Annotated in this window: 15 protein-coding genes; 10 read left to right on the forward strand and 5 right to left on the reverse strand. The window is 70.2% G+C overall.

Features of this window, described 5'->3' with window-relative positions:
• Positions 1-6: 6 nt before the first annotated feature.
• Positions 7-756, reverse strand: coding sequence for an SDR family NAD(P)-dependent oxidoreductase (locus ACIBO1_RS20810; RefSeq protein ID WP_176093549.1), 750 nt, complete (start codon positions 754-756; stop codon positions 7-9).
• A gap of 91 nt (positions 757-847) precedes the next feature.
• On the opposite strand from ACIBO1_RS20810, the gene ACIBO1_RS20815 reads away from it, so the two are divergent.
• The 3 genes from ACIBO1_RS20815 to ACIBO1_RS20825 all read left to right on the forward strand — a co-directional run bounded on the left by ACIBO1_RS20815 (position 848) and on the right by ACIBO1_RS20825 (position 3,250).
• On the forward strand, positions 848-1,447 hold the full coding sequence (locus tag ACIBO1_RS20815; RefSeq protein WP_254876807.1) for a TetR/AcrR family transcriptional regulator: 600 nt from the start codon (positions 848-850) through the stop codon (positions 1,445-1,447).
• Positions 1,448-1,606: 159 nt separating this feature from the next.
• Positions 1,607-2,584 carry an RNA polymerase subunit sigma-70 gene (locus ACIBO1_RS20820; RefSeq protein WP_396748908.1) on the forward strand — a complete coding sequence of 326 codons (978 nt, stop codon included), beginning with the start codon at positions 1,607-1,609 and terminating at the stop codon, positions 2,582-2,584.
• Between the two features lie 213 nt (positions 2,585-2,797).
• Positions 2,798-3,250: an Atu4866 domain-containing protein gene (locus ACIBO1_RS20825; protein ID WP_396748911.1), complete on the forward strand. Its 453-nt coding sequence runs from the start codon at positions 2,798-2,800 to the stop codon at positions 3,248-3,250.
• Between the two features lie 21 nt (positions 3,251-3,271).
• Here ACIBO1_RS20825 and ACIBO1_RS20830 read toward each other — a convergent pair whose 3' ends face one another.
• Positions 3,272-4,099, reverse strand: coding sequence for a helix-turn-helix domain-containing protein (locus tag ACIBO1_RS20830; protein ID WP_396748914.1), 828 nt, complete (start codon positions 4,097-4,099; stop codon positions 3,272-3,274).
• Between the two features lie 128 nt (positions 4,100-4,227).
• Here ACIBO1_RS20830 and ACIBO1_RS20835 point away from each other — a divergent pair, with 128 nt between their 5' ends.
• The 7 genes from ACIBO1_RS20835 to ACIBO1_RS20865 all read left to right on the forward strand — a co-directional run bounded on the left by ACIBO1_RS20835 (position 4,228) and on the right by ACIBO1_RS20865 (position 12,724).
• On the forward strand, positions 4,228-4,956 hold the full coding sequence (locus tag ACIBO1_RS20835) for an Atu4866 domain-containing protein (protein ID WP_396748916.1): 729 nt from the start codon (positions 4,228-4,230) through the stop codon (positions 4,954-4,956).
• Between the two features lie 25 nt (positions 4,957-4,981).
• A complete protein-coding gene (locus ACIBO1_RS20840) occupies positions 4,982-6,319 on the forward strand; it encodes an amidohydrolase family protein (protein WP_396748918.1) in 1,338 nt (445 codons plus the stop codon).
• 532 nt (positions 6,320-6,851) lie between these two features.
• Positions 6,852-8,525, forward strand: coding sequence for a cellulose-binding protein (locus ACIBO1_RS20845; RefSeq protein ID WP_396748921.1), 1,674 nt, complete (start codon positions 6,852-6,854; stop codon positions 8,523-8,525).
• 265 nt (positions 8,526-8,790) lie between these two features.
• Positions 8,791-9,555, forward strand: a complete 765-nt coding sequence (locus tag ACIBO1_RS20850; RefSeq protein ID WP_396748923.1) for a polyphosphate polymerase domain-containing protein — start codon at positions 8,791-8,793, stop codon at positions 9,553-9,555.
• A gap of 15 nt (positions 9,556-9,570) precedes the next feature.
• On the forward strand, positions 9,571-10,248 hold the full coding sequence (locus tag ACIBO1_RS20855) for a DUF4956 domain-containing protein (protein ID WP_396748925.1): 678 nt from the start codon (positions 9,571-9,573) through the stop codon (positions 10,246-10,248).
• Entirely contained in the window at positions 10,248-11,993 is a 1,746-nt protein-coding gene (locus ACIBO1_RS20860; protein ID WP_396748928.1) for a CotH kinase family protein, read from the forward strand. The genes ACIBO1_RS20855 and ACIBO1_RS20860 overlap by 1 nt, the downstream gene beginning before the upstream one ends.
• 149 nt (positions 11,994-12,142) lie before the next feature.
• Positions 12,143-12,724 carry a hypothetical protein gene (locus ACIBO1_RS20865; RefSeq protein ID WP_396748930.1) on the forward strand — a complete coding sequence of 194 codons (582 nt, stop codon included), beginning with the start codon at positions 12,143-12,145 and terminating at the stop codon, positions 12,722-12,724.
• 99 nt (positions 12,725-12,823) lie between these two features.
• Here the strand turns inward: ACIBO1_RS20865 and ACIBO1_RS20870 are convergent, their stop codons facing one another.
• From ACIBO1_RS20870 to ACIBO1_RS20880, 3 genes are all read right to left on the reverse strand, one after another.
• Entirely contained in the window at positions 12,824-13,972 is a 1,149-nt protein-coding gene (locus tag ACIBO1_RS20870) for an ABC transporter permease (protein WP_396749129.1), read from the reverse strand.
• A 65-nt stretch (positions 13,973-14,037) separates the two neighbouring features.
• Positions 14,038-14,799 carry an ABC transporter ATP-binding protein gene (locus ACIBO1_RS20875; protein WP_396749131.1) on the reverse strand — a complete coding sequence of 254 codons (762 nt, stop codon included), beginning with the start codon at positions 14,797-14,799 and terminating at the stop codon, positions 14,038-14,040.
• A 32-nt stretch (positions 14,800-14,831) separates the two neighbouring features.
• A complete protein-coding gene (locus ACIBO1_RS20880) occupies positions 14,832-16,097 on the reverse strand; it encodes an efflux RND transporter periplasmic adaptor subunit (protein WP_396748932.1) in 1,266 nt (421 codons plus the stop codon).
• Positions 16,098-16,164: the final 67 nt, after the last annotated feature.

Raw genomic sequence — 16,164 nt, forward strand, 5'->3', positions numbered from 1 at the left:
GCATCCTCAGATCTGGTTCTCGCCACCGTCGACGTACAGGTTGGCGCCGAGCATGAAGCTGCTGTCGGCGGAGGCGAGGAAGGCCACTGCGGCAGCGATCTCCTCGGTGCGTCCCATGCGTCCGATGGCGATCCGGGCCGCCTCGTTGGCCTTGAAGGCCGTCGCGTTCTCCTCGCCGACGAGTTCGGTGATGCCGGAGGTGTCGATCGGGCCGGGTGAGATGGCGTTCACCCGGATGCCGCGTGCCTTGAGTTCGTTCGCCCAGATGCGGGTGAAGGTCCGCAGGGCCGCCTTGGAGGCCGCGTACGCGCCGAAGCCCGCAGTGCCGCGATCGGCGGCGGTGGAGGCGTTGATGATCACCGAGGCGCCGTGGTTCAGCACCGGGAGCGCCTTCTGCACGGTGAAGAGGGTGCCCTTGACGTTGACCCCGAAGATCTGGTCGAGGTCCCGCTCGGTGATCGTCTCGATGGTCGCGAACGAGGCCGTGGCCGCGTTGGCGAAGAGGACGTCCAGCCCGCGACCGTGGGCCGCGACCCTGTCGTAGAGCCGGTCCAGGTCCGCCGGGACGGTGATGTCGCCGGGTACGGCCGTCACGCCCGCGCCGATGGTCTGCACCGCCTCGTCCAACTCGGCCTCACGTCGGCCGGTGATGAACACGTGCGCACCCTCGGCCACCAGTCGGGCAGCGGTGGCCCGGCCGATCCCCCGGGTGCCGCCTCCCGTGACGACGGCGGTCTTGCCTTCCAGCCTACGCATTTCTGACCTCCCCAAGTTTCCGCACCGATCGGTACGGAACTAGACCGTAGCACTTCTGAACCGATCGGTGCACAAGGGGTAGGATGGTCGTGTGGAGAAGGTGCAACTGGGTCGGCCGCGCGGGTTCGACGCCGAGGCGGCACTTCAGAAGGCCATGACGGTCTTCTGGAAGCAGGGCTACGAAGGAGCCAGCCTGGCCGACCTGACCGAGGCGATGGGCATCTCCCGCACCAGCATGTACGCGGCCTTCGGCAACAAGGAGCAGCTCTTTCACCTGGCCCTGCAACGCTACGAGGAAGGTCCCGGCGCCTACGTCGTCCAGGCGCTGGGAGCACCCACCGCCCGCGAGGTGGCGACCGCTTTCCTCACCGGTTCGGTTCAGGCCAACACCCGGCCCGGGTGCCCCGCCGGCTGCCTGGGCGTACAGGGCGCACTGGTCGTCGGCGAGACCGGTCAGGTCGCGCGCGACACCCTGGCCGCCTGGCGCGCCCGAGGTCAGCAGCACCTCCGCGACCGGTTCCAGCTGGCCGTCGAGAAGGGGGATCTGCCCGCCGACGCCGACCCGGACCTGATCGCCCGATTCGTCATGACGATCGCGAACGGAATGGCCGTGCAGGCGGCGGGCGGCGCGACACGCGAGGACCTCCAACGCGTGGCCGACGCCGCCCTGCGGCACTGGCCGCCGACCTGAGAGGTGGGTAGATCTGTTGTCGTTGGAGCGACAACAGATCTACCCACCTTCGGCGCATCCGGCCCTGCGGGTGGGAGTGATGAGTTGTCGCGCCCGCGCCCGTCATACCTACGTCAGGACACGACGAGGCATGAGGATGGCGTGATGGAGGAGCGGGGCATGAGCGGTCTGGGCGAGGTCGACGAGTCGGCGTTCTCGGGGCTGGCGGAACGGCACCGGCGTGAGCTGCACGTGCACTGCTACCGGATGCTCGGATCGTTCGAGGACGCCGAGGACACCGTGCAGGAGACGTTCCTGCGAGCCTGGCGGAGGCGGGAGACCTTCGAGGGGCGGTCGACGTTCCGGGCCTGGCTGTACCGGATCGCCACCCACGCCTGCCTGGACCTGCTCGCCAAGCGCCGCCCGGAGCCGGCGACCGGCGGCGAGGTGCTCTGGTTGCAGCCCTACCCGGATCGGCTGCTCGACGAGTTGACCGCCGGAGGCGCGGACGAGCCGGAGGCGGTCGCCGTCGCGCGGGAGACGATCGAGCTGGCGTACCTGGTCGCGGTCCAGCATCTCGCGCCGCGCCCACGGGCGGTGTTGATCCTGCGGGACGTGCTCGGCTGGCCGGCGAAGGACGTCGCGGAGCTCCTGGGGGACTCCGTCAACTCGGTGAACAGCGCGTTGCAGCGGGCCCGCGCCGGCATGCGCGAGCACCTGCCCGCCGAGCGCCAGGACTGGACCGGCGGCGAGGAGGACGCCGGCACGCGCGAACTGGTACGCCGTTACACCGACGCCAGCGTGGCCACCGACATCGGTGGACTCACTGCGCTGCTGCGCGAGGACGTCCGCTGCTCGATGCCGCCCACCCCGGGCCTGTTCGTCGGTCGCGACACGGTGGTCAAGGACTGGGTCGACAACGGCTTCGAGAACATGACGAACCTGCGCGGCGTCCCCACCTCGGTGAACCGGCAGCCGGCGATCGCGTTCTACCACCGGAGGGAGGGAGGAGCCGCGTACCTGCCGCTGACCATCGACGTCCTGCGGATCAGCGGCGGAGCGATCACCGAGATCATCACGTTCCACGCCGACCAGTTCCCCCGGATCGGTGTGCCGACGTCGCTGCCGGCGGACGACACCGAGCAGTCCCGGTCCTGATCCGGCGCGCAACGAGAGGAGCAACGACCGGCGGAAACGTCGCGACCATCGCCGCCCTCCTCGGGCTGCACCTGGTCCCTGCGGCGGTGATGATCCCCGTCCTCACACGAGAACTCCGGCGTCGTGAGAGCCGGCCGTAAGGGCGGGTAGCGCGTTCTTCCTGGGAGTACTGGGACCAGGCTGTCGCCGGACCGGATACCTACCGTGGTCGACATGGCGAATTCGAGACTCGGGGTCCTGTTCAGCGCGACCTGCGGCGTCCTGTTGCTCGTGGGTTGCTCCGCCGAGGCGGGCAGTGGCGGTGCCGCTTCCGACGGCGCGACGCCGCACTCGGCGACTGCCGCACCGACCGCGACGCCATCCGCTGTGACGCCACCGGCGGGGGCGGGTGACGTGTCGCCGCACCCGTACGTCGGGATGTGGGTGACGGCCGACGGCCACATCCGGCAGATGCTGCTGCCGGACGGCCGGTACGACGAGGCCCGGGGCGAGCGGGAGAGCGCCTACACGGGTTCCTACCAGGTCGTCGGGACCCGGATCGAGTACGTCGACGACACCGGTTTCAGCGCGGACGGCACCTTCGACGGAGACGTCCTGCACCACGCGGGATACGTCTTCTATCGCGAGGGCAGTGACGCGCACCGGCAAGCGAGGACGGACGGATAAGGACCAGGTTGGGTTCGTGGGTCAGCGGAGCCAACGACTGACGGCCAGGGTGCCCAGCAGCCGCAGTGCCTCGGCGCTGCGGCTGTGCGGCTCCGCCCGGTACACGATCAACTGCTGGCCGGGCGCGTCCCGTACGTCGAACGCGTGGTACGACAGCGTCAGCTCGCCCACCGCGCTGTGCCGGAACGTCTTCGCCTCGTGCGTCTTGCCCTGTACGTCGTGCCGCCCCCACAATCTGCGGAACTCCGGGCTCGCGGCACCCATCTGCTCGACCAGTTCCCGCGCCCGCCGGTCGTGCGGGTCGTGGCCGAGGGCCAGACGCAGGTTCGCCACGCACGCCTCGGCGGTACGACGCCAGTCGGCGAAGAACGTCGTCCCGGCAGGGTCGAGGAAGGCCATCCGGACGAGGTTGTCCGCCTCGGCGAAGTCCGCGTAGAACGCGTCGGCCAGCGCGTTGCCGGCCAGCAGGTCGAGTCGCCGGTCGATGACCACGGCCGGCGTGTCCGGCCAGGCGTCGAGCAGTTCCCGCAGGCTCTGCCCGACCTGCGGTCGGGCGGGTGTCGGCGTACTGCCGGGTGAGAGCCCGGCCAGCCGGAAGAGATGGTCGTGGGCGTCCGGCCCGAGGTCGAGCGCCCGGGCCACGGCGGCCAGCACCGACGAGGACGGGTTGCGCTCCCGGCCCTGTTCGAGCCGGGTGTAGTAGTCGACGCTCACCCCGGCCAGCACCGCGACCTCTTCGCGGCGCAGCCCGGCGACGCGTCGGGTGCCACTGGAGACGAGGCCGACGTCGCCCGGGGTCAACCGGGCGCGTCGGGCGGTGAGGAACGCCCCGAGCGCGGTCGTCGGCATGCCACCAACGGTATCCGCGCCGGCTCCGGCCAGGCAGGGTGCGGCACACCCTGGTTCGGTCCGGCCTGGCTGCCGACTCCGCCGCCGGTGACGGTGGAACCACGGAACCCCACCCCAGGAGGTACGCCATGAGCAGCCCCATGCTCGACGAGGCGGTACTGGCGGAGATCGCCGGGAACACCGGTGACCAGCACCGTCCACTGATGTTCGTCAACGCCGCCATCCACACGCTCGACCCGGTGATCGGTGACTTCGCCACGGCTGACCTGTTGGTCGGTACGAACGAGATCGTCGCGGTCGGCACCGGCCTGCACACCGCTGCCGAGGACGACGGCGCGATCGTCATCGACTGCACCGGCCTCGCCATCGTGCCCGCCGTCGTGGACGGTGTCGCCGTCGCCGGCCTGCGTGTTCGTCCGGCCGACCGGGTCGGCGCGCTCACCCCCGGAAACCCGGCCACCTTCGCCCTGATCGCCGGCCCGACCTCCGGCAGGTCCGTGCTGGAGATGATCGTCTGGCGTCCGGAGCAGGCCGCCGCGATCGTCGTCGACGGCGAGATCGCACTGGTCAACGGCCGTCGCCTCACGCCCGCCCCGATCGAGCCCGAGCCGGGACCACGATCGGTCGAGAGCCCCTACCTGGGCATGTGGATCGACGAGACCGGCTTCCTGCACCAGGAACTCACCGCCGACGGCCGGTACGACGAGACGCGGGGCGGCCGACCGCACGCGTACCAGGGCGCGTTCTGGATCGACGGCGACCGGATCGTCTACCGCGACGACCTCGGCTTCTGGGCGTACGGCCGGTTCGTCGACGGGGTCCTGCACCACGCCGGGTACGTCCTGCGCCGCCGGTGATCGCAGACAACGAAGGGAGAGTTCGATGATGTTGTTCAGCGGAGGCACGGTCGTCACCATGGACCCGGCCATCGGCGACCTGGAACGGGGTGACGTGCTGGTCCGCGAGGACCGGATCGTCGCGGTCGGCCCGGACCTGCGGTCTCATCCGGAGGCGGCGGGCGCAACCGTGATCGACACGACCGGCCGGATCGTCAGTCCCGGATTCGTCGACACCCATCGGCACGCCTGGCAGGCGCAGATGCGCCGCAGCATCCCGGACGTGACCGACCTGGGGGCGTACGTGATGTCGACGCTGGCCGGGATCGCGCCCGCCTACACACCCCACGACATGTACGTCGGCACCCGGCTCGCCGCGCTCACCGCCCTCGACGCCGGCATCACCACGATGCTCGACTTCTCGCACAACTCCCGTACGGCGGCGCACTCGGACGCGGCGATCCAGGCACTGGTCGACACCGGTATCCGGGGCGTACACGCGTCCATGGGTCCGCACTTCGGCGAGTGGGATCGCCAGTGGCCCGGTGACCTGGCCCGGTTGTGCGCGGCGTACCAGGGGGCGAACGCTGGTCTGGTGACGCTGCGCCTGGCGGCGTTGGCCACCGACGAGATCGCCGGCCCGGCCCTGGCCTACGGGCCGGAGTTGGCGGCGGTCGCGCGCGATCTCGACCTCGGGGTCAGCGTGGACGCGGTGTTCGGCGTGCCGTCGTCGGCGGCGATCCTGCGCTGGGCCGCCGCCGGGCTGCTCGGCCCGGACCTGACCCTGATCCACGCCACCGGGCTCACCGCGCAGGCGTGGCGCGCGATGGGCGACGCCGGGGTCACCGTGTCGCTGGCGCCGACCTCGGAGGCGCAGATCGGCCTGGAGACGGCGGTACCCGCGATCGACGAGGCGCTGGCCGTCGGTATCCGGCCCGGACTCAGCATCGACGTGGAGGTGGCGCTGGCCAGCGACATGTTCACCCAGATGCGTACCCTGCACGCGATCCAGCGGATGCGCGCGGTGAACGCCGCGTACGGCACGGACACCACGCCGGACCGGATCACCACCCGCGACGTGCTGGACTTCGCCACGACGCAGGGCGCCCGGACCAACGGACTCGGTGACGTCACCGGTTCGCTGACCCCCGGCAAGCAGGCGGACCTGCTGGTCGTCGCCGCCGACGACATCAACACGATGCCGCTCAACGACGCGGTCGGCACGCTGGTGCTCGGTGCCGACGCCCGCAACATCGAGACCGTCGTGGTCGCGGGCCAGGTGCGCAAGCGGAACGGTCAGCTCGTCGGTGTGGACCTGGACGACCTGCGCCGACAGGTGACCCGGTCCCGCGACACGATCCGCAAGTCCGTGGCCAACGCCTGACCCCGCGTCTCACCCGCCCCTGCCCGCACGCCGCGCCCGCACGCCCTGCCCGCACGCCGCGCCCGCACGCCGAGACGCATTCGGCGATCATGGAGTTGTGGTAACCGCGAAAAGGGCGAATCAGGCCGAAACTCTAGCCACAACTCCATGATCGACGAGGCGAGATGCCACCCGCACGCCGGAAGCGGCAGCGTGCGGGTGGCTGCTTCGTGGGGGTGACGTTGGGCGGGCTGCCTTGTGCGGGGTGGCCCGGCTGGGCCTGCGCGGGGATGCCGAGTCGCTGAGTCAGGACCTGTCGGCGACGTAGGTGCCGCAGCTGCCCTGATCTGCCGTGACTCGCGGACAACTCCGAGATTCTGCAACAAACCTGCACATCTCTACTCTTGCGCCGCGAGTAAGCGCTTTCCTAGCCTGAGATTACATCGATGTTTCGCTCTATGGCCAGTTCGAGAGCTTACGAAACTCAGTCACCTGCGGTGTCGGGCTGTGCAGGACGTGTCTCGCGCCGCGCTCACTCCCGAGGAGTCCAACAGTGAGAACCACAGTGCGACACAGGCTTCTGGCCGGCGGTACCGCCGTGGTCGCGGCGGCCGTGGTGGCCGCGGCGCTGCCGTTGACCCACGCGTCGGGTGCGGCGGACGGCCTCGTCGCCGCCTCGGTCGTCGCCAACGCGACCAACCTCAGTATCGGGGCGGGCTCCGACGGCTCCAGCAAGGGCAGCGGCACCAGCTACGGCAACGTGATCGACGGCAACGTGAGCACATACTGGTCGCCGTCCGGCTCGACCGGCCGCATCTCGGTCAAGTGGGGTTCCGCCACCACGGTCGGTTCGGTCACCATCCGCGAGGCGTCCGGCGCGGTCGGGGTCATCGGCGGCTGGCGACTCGTCAACAACGACACGGGCGCGACCCTGGCCAGCGGGACCGGGGCCGGGACGATCACCTTCGCCGCCACCTCGCTGCGCAAAATCAACTTCGAGATCACCAGCGCGAGCGGTACGCCGAGGGTCGCCGAGTTCGAGACGTACGCCTCCGGCACGACGACTCCGCCGACCACGTCGCCGCCGACGACCGGGCCGACCACCCCGCCGCCGACCACGCCTCCGCCGACCACCCCGCCGCCCTCGTCGAACACCCTGTACGTGGCGCCGACCGGCACCGACAGCGCACCCGGCACGCTGGCGAGCCCGACGACGCTCACCTCCGCGATCACCCGGATCACCGCGGGCGGGACGATCTTCCTGCGCGGCGGCACCTACCGCTACTCGCAGACGATCACCATCGGCCAGGGCAACAACGGCACGTCGAGCGCGCGCAAGAACATCTTCGCGTACGCGGGGGAGACCCCGATCCTGAACTTCTCGGCGCAGAGCGAGGATCCGGCCAACCGCGGGCTCGAGATGGGCGGCTCGTGGTGGCACGTTCGGGGCATCGTCGTCGAGCGGGCCGGGGACAACGGCATCCTGCTCGCCGGCAACAACAACATCGTCGAGCGGGTGGTGACCCGCCACAACCGGGACTCCGGGCTCCAGCTCTCGCGGCTGATCGCCAACGCGCCCCGGGACCAGTGGCCCTCCAACAACCTCGTGGTGAGCACGGTGTCGCACGACAATGTGGACTCCGACGGTGAGGACGCCGACGGGTTCGCCCCGAAGCTGACCGTCGGCTCCGGCAACGTCTTCCGCTACACGGTCGCCCACAACAACATCGACGACGGGTACGACCTCTACACCAAGAGCGACACGGGCGCGATCGGCGCGGTGACCATCGAGTCCTCCCTCGCCTTCGGCAACGGCACCCTGAGCAACGGCGGTCAGGCCGGCAACGGTGACCGCAACGGCTTCAAGCTCGGTGGTGAGGACATCGCGGTGAACCACACCATCCGGGGCAACATCGCGTACGACAACGGCAAGCACGGGTTCACCTACAACCGGAACCCCGGCACGATGACGGTGTCGAACAACGCCAACATCGGCAACACCGAGCGCAACTTCAACTTCGACGGCGGCTCCTCGGTGTTCCGCAACAACACGTCGTGCAACAGCGGCTCGAACGACCGGATCATCGGCAACTCCGACAGCTCGAACCAGTTCTGGTCCGGCACCAACGGGTCCCGGTGCTCGTCGTACTCGGGGGCGCTGGGTTGGTCCTTCGCCTCCGACGGCCGGCTGGTCGTGACCTTCGGCGGCCGGGTGGTCACCCCGTAACGAACACGGACGACGTCGGCGTCACCGGTGACGCCGACGTCGTTCACCGGGGGTTCATCCGAGAATCAAAGCCCGTTCATAGGTACGCCTGTTGGTATTCGTGGGCATCTGACGCCTACGGATCGGCCAACATCCCATGCTCACCTGGCGCAACCGGGCACCCGCCCGCCCCGCAACGCGTACACCGTCGGCACCGATCGTCGGGCCCGGCCCGGCTGCGGACCGCGACGATCAGGCCGGGCACGCCCTCCGCGCACCGAGCCGATTGCACGCGTTCAATCGGTACGAGGTCAAATACGTGGTGCCGGTCGGTGACGTGCCGGCGCTGCGTGCCGAACTGGACGCGCGAATGGGCCGCGACAGTCATGGCGACCGGACCGGGTACGGCGTGTGGAGCGTCTACTACGACACCGATCGACTGCGCTTCTACTGGGAGAAGATCGAAGGTCTCCGGTTCCGTCGCAAACTGCGGGTGCGCCATTACGGCGACCGTTTCACGATCACCGACGACAGCATCGTGCACGTCGAGATCAAGCAACGGGTCAACCGGGTCACCCAGAAGCGTCGCGTCGCCCTGCCGTACCGCCTGGCCCGTGATTTCTGCGACCGCCGGGAGATGGTCGCGCACCATCCCGACCAGCGGGCCTTCCTCGAAGAGGTGCTGGAACTGGTCTGCGGACTGGACCTGCGTCCGGTCGCGATGACCGGATACCAGCGGGAGGCGTTCGTCGGACGGGATTCCGACGTCGGCCTGCGAGTCACCATCGACCATCGGGTACGCGGCCGGGACCGCGACTTCCACCTGGGCGCCGAGGCGGAGAACCGCCTCATCGTGCCGGCCACGCTCGCCGTGGTGGAGATCAAGGCCAACGAGCGGGTGCCGTACTGGCTCACCGACCTGGCCGCCCGGGCGAACCTGTCGATCGTCCGGATGTCGAAGTACTGCCAGAGCGTCGAGGCGTTCGGCCGCGCCCCTCGTTCCGTCTTCCACGTGACAGACGACGCCGCCGTCTCCCATCCCTCCGCCTAGAGAGCGCTGATTCTCATGCCGTTCGAATTCCAGGACCTCTCCGGTACGTTCAGCGTCGGCGACATCGCCCTCGCCCTGTCGCTGTCCTTCCTGCTCAGCGCGATGATCGGCTGGGTCTATCGATTCACCCACCGGAACATCTCGTACAGCCAGTCGTACGTGCAGACGCTCGTCATCCTCGGCATGCTCATCTCGCTGATCATGCTCGTCGTCGGGTCCAACATCGCCCGCGCGTTCGCTCTGGTCGGCGCACTGTCCGTGGTGCGGTTCCGGAACGCCATCAAGGAGACGCGGGACGTCGGCTTCATCTTCCTGGTGATGGGCATCGGCATGGCCTGCGGCACCCGGTTCTACGTCCTGGCCGTGGTCGCCGCCGTCGTGATCAGCCTGATCATCGTGCTGATGTACCGCTTCAACTGGTTCGCCGCGAACGTGCAGCGACAGGTGGTGAAGGTGCAGGTCCCGCCGGTGGCGAACTACACCGAGTCCATCCAGGACGTGCTGGTCCGCCACACCAGCGAGTTCGAGCTGGTGAGCATGGAGACGATTCGTGGCGGCGCGTTGACCGAGATCATGTACACGGTGCGGCTCAAGAAGGGCACCGAGCCCGGCGAGCTGATCGCCGCGCTGGCCGAACGCACCGGCGGGCAGCGGGTCACGGTGCTGACCGGCTACGACCAGACGGACCTGTGATGAGGCTCAAGTACCGGATCCCGGTCCGGGTCCGGCACTACTGGAAGTTCCTGGCCGGCTGCGTCGCCTTCCTGCTCGTCCTCACGGTGACGCTCAGCACCGTGCGCATCCGCCCGTACGTCACCAGCAGTGCGGTCGGCGGTGACGTGGTCACCCAGGACATCGCCGGCACCGTCGACCTGTTCGACGAGACCGTGGCACACAGCATCACGCTCGTCTTCCGCGACGCCGAATATCAGCGGATGTTGGACACCTTCTATGCCGAGGGCGAGAAGGACTACATCGAGGCGGACCTGGTCGTCGACGGCACCAGCGTGCCGAGCGTCGGTATCCGCCTTAAGGGGAACTCCACGCTGCGCAGCCTGAGCCGCAACGGCGAGACCCCGCAGGGCGGACCGGGCGGCGCGGCACCTGACGGTGCTGGTCCCATGCTGCCCGGCGCCGATCGCGACGGTGCTGGTCCTCTGCCGGACGGCGTCGATCGCGGCGGTGATGGTCCCGGGCCGAACGGCGGCGGGATGTCGCGGATCTCGCTCCAGGCCGAGGAACCGGAGAACCTGCCCTGGCTGATCCGCTTCGACGAGTACGTCGACGGCCGCCGCTATCAGGGGCACCGGGAACTCTCCCTCCGAGTCGCCGGTATGGGCGGCGGTTCCACGGTGCTCAACGAGGCGGTGACGCTCGACCTGCTCGCTGACGCCGGTGAGGTGGCCCAGGAGTACGCGTACACCAGCTTCACCGTCAACGACCGGCCGACCACCGCCCGCCTGGTGGTGGAACATCCCGACGAGAACTTCACCGCGAAGATCGACGGCAGTGGTGTGCTCTACAAGTCGCTGGCCACCGGCAGTTTCACCGACCAGGGCGACGACCCGACCGCCTACGACGACGACTTCAAACAGATCACCATGAAGGGCAGTCAGGACCTGCAACCGGTCATCGACCTGATCAGGTGGGTCGAGAACGCCAGCGACACCGAGTTCGACGAACAGCTCGCCGACCGGGTCGACGTGGAGTCCTTCGCCCGCTACGTGGCCTGGCAGAACCTGCTGCTCAACTTCGACGACATGTCCGGGCCGGGCCGCAACTACTACCTCTGGTACGACCTGACCAGCAAGAAGTTCACCGTGGTCGGCTGGGACTACAACCTGACCTTCAGCGGTGACGCCGGTCAGGGCCCGCACGAGCAGGGGCGTCTCGGTGGTGGTTTCCGGGGCGGGGGCGCCACCCGTACGATGCCCGGCCAGCAGGACGCCGAGACCGGAGGTAGGGCACGTCCAGACTCCACCGCGCCGGGCACCGACCAGCCGGGCACCGACCAGCCCGGCATGGACCTGCCCGGCGCCGGCCAGCTGGGAGGCGTACCCGGCGCCGCCGACACGAGGCCGGAGCGTGCGGACCGTCCCGACGCCGGGGAGCCCCGTACGGGTGGGCGAGAGGGCGGTGGGCCCGGTGGTGGTGGGCCTGGTGGCGGGCCCGGTGGTGGCGGCGGCCACCTCCTCAAGGAACGCTTCCTTGCCAGCGAGACGTTCACGGAGGTGTACGAGGACGCGTACCGCGAGCTCTATCGGCAGGTCTATGCCGACGGCGCGGCCCTGGCGGCACTCGACGGCATCACCGAGGTGTTGTCGAGCGTCGACGGGCAGGACGCGCAGACTGTGACTGACGACGCGGATCGGCTGCGCACCCTGATCGGTCAACGCACCGAGAGCCTCGCCGCAGACCCGGTGATCACCCAGAGCTGAGTCGTCATGGCCCTCCGTCGATGCCCGGCGGGGCGCCCGCCGACCTGACATGTTCCTCACGTCCGCTCGGGAGGCTGGCTGCGGTCGGGCCGAGAACCGGCCGCAGCGGCCCGGGACCCTCCCGGACCGATCGGACGAAGGGCGTTGTCATGCGCAGGAACCGGACGCTGTTGATGGGTGCCGTCATGCTGATCGCGCTGTCGGCCTGCGGGGCGACGGCAGAGGAGAAGAAGGCGGACGACGGCGCCGGACAGGTGGCCTCGTTGGCCACCCCCGAGCCGGAACGGACCGGTTCGGCGCAGCCGAAGGAGGAACGTCCGCGCGAGCGGCTCGACACCACGTCGGAGGAGTACGAGGCGTTGCTCGGGCCGTACCGCAAGTGCCTGAAGCAGCAGGGCGTCCCGGACAAGCTGACGGCCGGGCACCCCGGCCGGCCGTCAGGAGAGACCAACGCCAAGGAGGCGGAGGCGTACGAGGCGGCGAACCGTATCTGTGAGCCGAAGTACTACCCGCTGCCGCCGTGGGAGAAGGACCCGGCCAACCCGGAGGCGCGGGACTTCGCGGTCGCCGTCGTGAAGTGCCTCAAGGACAAGGGCGTCAAGTACGTGGAGGTCTCCGAGGACGGCGTCTCGCTCGCCTTCGGCGGCGACCAGAACCACTCCCGCTCGATCAGCATGGGCCTGGAATTCGCACCCGAGTGCGAGCGCACGGTGGCCGCGGCGCAGAACTGACGGCGCCCGCCGAGATGTAAGCAGGGGTCCCTTCCTATACACGAGGCGTTAGGAAGGGACCCCTCCTTACACACGAGCACCGGCCGCCGCGCCCTGGGATCAGGCGGCGGCGAGGGCCTGTGTCGGGGGCAGCCGGGCCGCACGTACGCAGGGGTAGACACCGGCGAGCACGCCGATCGCCACGGCACCGCCGACTCCCAGGACCGCCGCCTGGCCGGGCAGCACCAACGGCCAGCCCTGCCAGGCGGAGTACCCGACGGTGGCGAGCAGCCCCACCGTCGTACCCACCAGACCGCCGAGTGCCGCCAGCACGGTCGACTCGGTCAGGAACTGGCTGCGGATCTGTCCACGAGTGGCCCCGAGCGCCCGTCGCAGGCCGATCTCGGCGCGGCGCTCCAGGACCGAGACGACCATTGTGTTGGCCACCCCGATGCCTCCGACCAGGAGGGAGACCGCAGCCAGCGCCAGGAAGAGCACGGAGAAGTTGCCCTCGGTGGCCCGCTTCGCGGCCAACGCGTCGGAGGGACGGCTCACCACCACCGTGCCGGGGCGCTCCGGCGAGATCGTCTCCGCCAGCACACCGCGTACCGCCTCCAGTTGCGACTCCTCGCAGCGTATGTAGATCACCGTCGGGTGGCCGTCGAACCGCAGCTCGCTGCGCGCCGCCGACCAGCCGACCAGCACCGACCGGTCGATGTCCGGGGACAGCGGGGTCTCGGCCAGGATGCCGATCACGGTGAATCGGCGGTCCGCGATCGTCACCTGGGGCGCAGGCTCTCCGGCGGGCAGGTCGGCGATGCCGAGCCGGGTGGCGGCCACCGAGCCGAGTACGACGGTGGGGAAGTCCGCCGTGGCCGGGTTCAGCCAGCTACCGGCGCGGATCCGCGCGTTGATCGTGGGCAACAGGTCCAGGCGGCTGGCCAGTACGGTGAGGCCGGAGCCGTCGGTGGGATCGAGGAGATCGTTGCGGCGTACCACGGTGCGGGTGTTGCCGACCGCGCTGGCTGCCGTGACCGGGCCGATGCGCTGCACCATCCCCACGGCTGATTCCGGCAGCTTGACCGGTGGATCGCGGTCCGGTGCCGCCATCGCCTGGAGGGAGTTCGTGCCGAGCGCGGTCAACTCGGCCAGCAGCGCGGCCTGGCCGGCGGCCGGGATACCGGTGACCACGATCATCGTGGCGATGCCGATGGCGATACCCAGCGCCGACAGCACCGCCCGCAGCGGACGGGCCCGTAGGCCGGTCATCCCGAGCGCGAGCAGATCCGGCAAGGCCAGCCGGGCCGGCCGTGGCGCCCGGTCGATCGGCCCGGTCACCGGTCCGACACCACATCGCCGACCGGGGCGCCCGAATGCACGGCACGCGCCGGGCCGCCCGACTCCACGGCACGCGCCGGGCTGACCGACAGCACCGCGCGGGCCGGGACGGGCGACGACTGCGTGTCGTCGCGGATCAGCCGTCCGTCGCGGATCTCGATCTGCCGGGGCAGAGACGCGGCGATGCCCCGGTCGTGGGTGATCAGCACGATGGTGGTGCCTTCCTCGTGGAGTCGGCGCAGCAGCCGCAGTACGGACTGCCCGGTGGCGGTGTCGAGCGCGCCGGTGGGTTCGTCGGCCAGCACCAGCGACGGCCGGTTGGCCAGCGCGCGGGCGATCGCGACGCGTTGCTTCTCGCCCCCGGACAACTGCCCCGGGCGGTGGCCGGTGCGGTGCGCCAGGCCGACCCGGGCCAGGGCGCGCAGGGCGTGCTCCCGCCGCTGCCGTCGTGGGACCCCGGCGTAGAGCAGGCCGGTGGCGACGTTGTCGACGGCGCTGAGCCCGTCGGCGAGGTGGAACTGTTGGAAGACGAAGCCGATCTCCCGGGCCCGCAGTGCCGACAGCCGCCGGTCTCCGAGTGTCGCGACGTCCTGACCGGCGATGTGGACGGTGCCCGAGGTGGGCCGGTCCAACGTGCCGATGATGTTGAGCAGGGTCGACTTGCCCGATCCGGACGGGCCGACGACCGCCACCAGTTCCCCGGCGGCGACGTCCAGGCTCACGTCGGCCAACGCGGTCACCCCGCCGGGATAGACCATGGACGCGTGGCGCACCGAGAGCACAGGCCCGGTCACGAGGGCACCACCACCTCGGTGCCCTCGGTCAGCCCGTCGCCGGTGATCTCCACCCAGCCGTCGGCGAACAGACCGGTGCGTACCGCGACCAGCCCGCCGGGTCCCTGCACCGCGTAGCCGCCCTCACGCAACGCCACCAGCGCCTCGACCGGCGCGACCAGGACATCGTCGGCGGTACGCCCGGTGAAGTGCACCTGCACCTCTCCGGAGTCGAGGTCGGCGATGGCCTGCGGCTTGTCGACGGCCACCGTCACGGTCAGCAGGGGCGGGCCGCTCGCGATGCCGCTGTCGCTGGCGACGAGATCACGGCCGACGGAGACGACCCGGGCGGGGACCTTGCGGTCGTCGGGCAGGCCGACCTGGATCCGGTCCCCGCGCTTGATGGTGGCGGCGTCGGTGAGTTCGGCACCGACCGTGATCACCTTGCGGACCGAGGTCACCGCCATCAGTGGCGTCTCCGCCTGGTCACCGGGCTGTGCGGTCACCGAGTCCACCCGGACCGCTCCGCTCGCCACCTCGACGTGTCCCACCGGGATTGTGCCGGTGGCCGGCACACCGAGGTCGGTCTGCCAGCGTTTGATCGCCGCTACCAGGGCCGGCGTGAGGACGCCCTCGCCGCTGCGTACCCGATGCGGCGCGGCACCGACCCCTGCGTCGCCGGCCCCTGCCGCACCGGCCCCTGCGGCACCGGCCCCTGCGGTGCCGGTCTCGACGGACTCGTCGTCGGCGACGCTCCGGGCCGGCGACCGGGGCGTCACCCACTCGCCGGGGGACGGCTGCCGGCCGACCGAGTAGCCGAGCGCGCGCAGGTTGTCCGCGACCACCCGGACGTCCCGGCCGACCAGGTTCGGTCCGGCGACGTCCCGGTACATCGGCAGGCTGCCGTAGAAGAGCACCACCGGCCGGTCGTCGGCCCGGAACAGTTGTCCACCCCGCTTGACGGTGGTGCCGGCGCGCGGCAACCAGGTCACCGTCGCCGCCAGGTGCCCGGCCATCGGACGCGTCGGGCCGTACCCGATGCTGCCGGGCAGCGTCCGGGTGGTCGACAGGTCGCGGCGCACGATCGGCGTGGTCGCGACGACGTCCGTGTTCGCCGACACCGGCTGAGCGTCGGCCCGATGCCGGCTCACCGCGATCCCGGAACCCACCGTCAGCACCGCCACCACGAGCACCACGGCGAGCCACCGCAGACCGCGTCGCCGTACCGCCGGATCGGGCACACGCGGTATGAACTCGGTCGGGGCGTCATGCTTCGGATCCATGCCGACGAGGGTGTCCAGCGGTCGTTAGAAACCTGTCAGGTATCGCCGCCGAAGCCCTGCCGGCGGG

This window comes from Micromonospora sp. NPDC049903 (assembly GCF_044460945.1).
GTDB lineage: Bacteria > Actinomycetota > Actinomycetes > Mycobacteriales > Micromonosporaceae > Micromonospora.

Bases quoted from the DNA above. Each gene is read 5' to 3' on its own strand.
- ACIBO1_RS20810 (WP_176093549.1), bottom strand. From the start codon at position 756: ATGCGTAGGCTGGAAGGCAAGACCGCCGTCGTCACGGGAGGCGGCACC.
- ACIBO1_RS20820 (WP_396748908.1), top strand. From the start codon at position 1,607: ATGAGCGGTCTGGGCGAGGTCGACGAGTCGGCGTTCTCGGGGCTGGCG.
- ACIBO1_RS20825 (WP_396748911.1), top strand. From the start codon at position 2,798: ATGGCGAATTCGAGACTCGGGGTCCTGTTCAGCGCGACCTGCGGCGTC.
- ACIBO1_RS20830 (WP_396748914.1), bottom strand. From the start codon at position 4,099: ATGCCGACGACCGCGCTCGGGGCGTTCCTCACCGCCCGACGCGCCCGG.
- ACIBO1_RS20835 (WP_396748916.1), top strand. From the start codon at position 4,228: ATGAGCAGCCCCATGCTCGACGAGGCGGTACTGGCGGAGATCGCCGGG.
- ACIBO1_RS20840 (WP_396748918.1), top strand. From the start codon at position 4,982: ATGATGTTGTTCAGCGGAGGCACGGTCGTCACCATGGACCCGGCCATC.
- ACIBO1_RS20855 (WP_396748925.1), top strand. From the start codon at position 9,571: ATGCCGTTCGAATTCCAGGACCTCTCCGGTACGTTCAGCGTCGGCGAC.
- ACIBO1_RS20860 (WP_396748928.1), top strand. From the start codon at position 10,248: ATGAGGCTCAAGTACCGGATCCCGGTCCGGGTCCGGCACTACTGGAAG.
- ACIBO1_RS20865 (WP_396748930.1), top strand. From the start codon at position 12,143: ATGCGCAGGAACCGGACGCTGTTGATGGGTGCCGTCATGCTGATCGCG.
- ACIBO1_RS20870 (WP_396749129.1), bottom strand. From the start codon at position 13,972: ATGACCGGCCTACGGGCCCGTCCGCTGCGGGCGGTGCTGTCGGCGCTG.
- ACIBO1_RS20875 (WP_396749131.1), bottom strand. From the start codon at position 14,799: ATGGTCTATCCCGGCGGGGTGACCGCGTTGGCCGACGTGAGCCTGGAC.
- ACIBO1_RS20880 (WP_396748932.1), bottom strand. From the start codon at position 16,097: ATGGATCCGAAGCATGACGCCCCGACCGAGTTCATACCGCGTGTGCCC.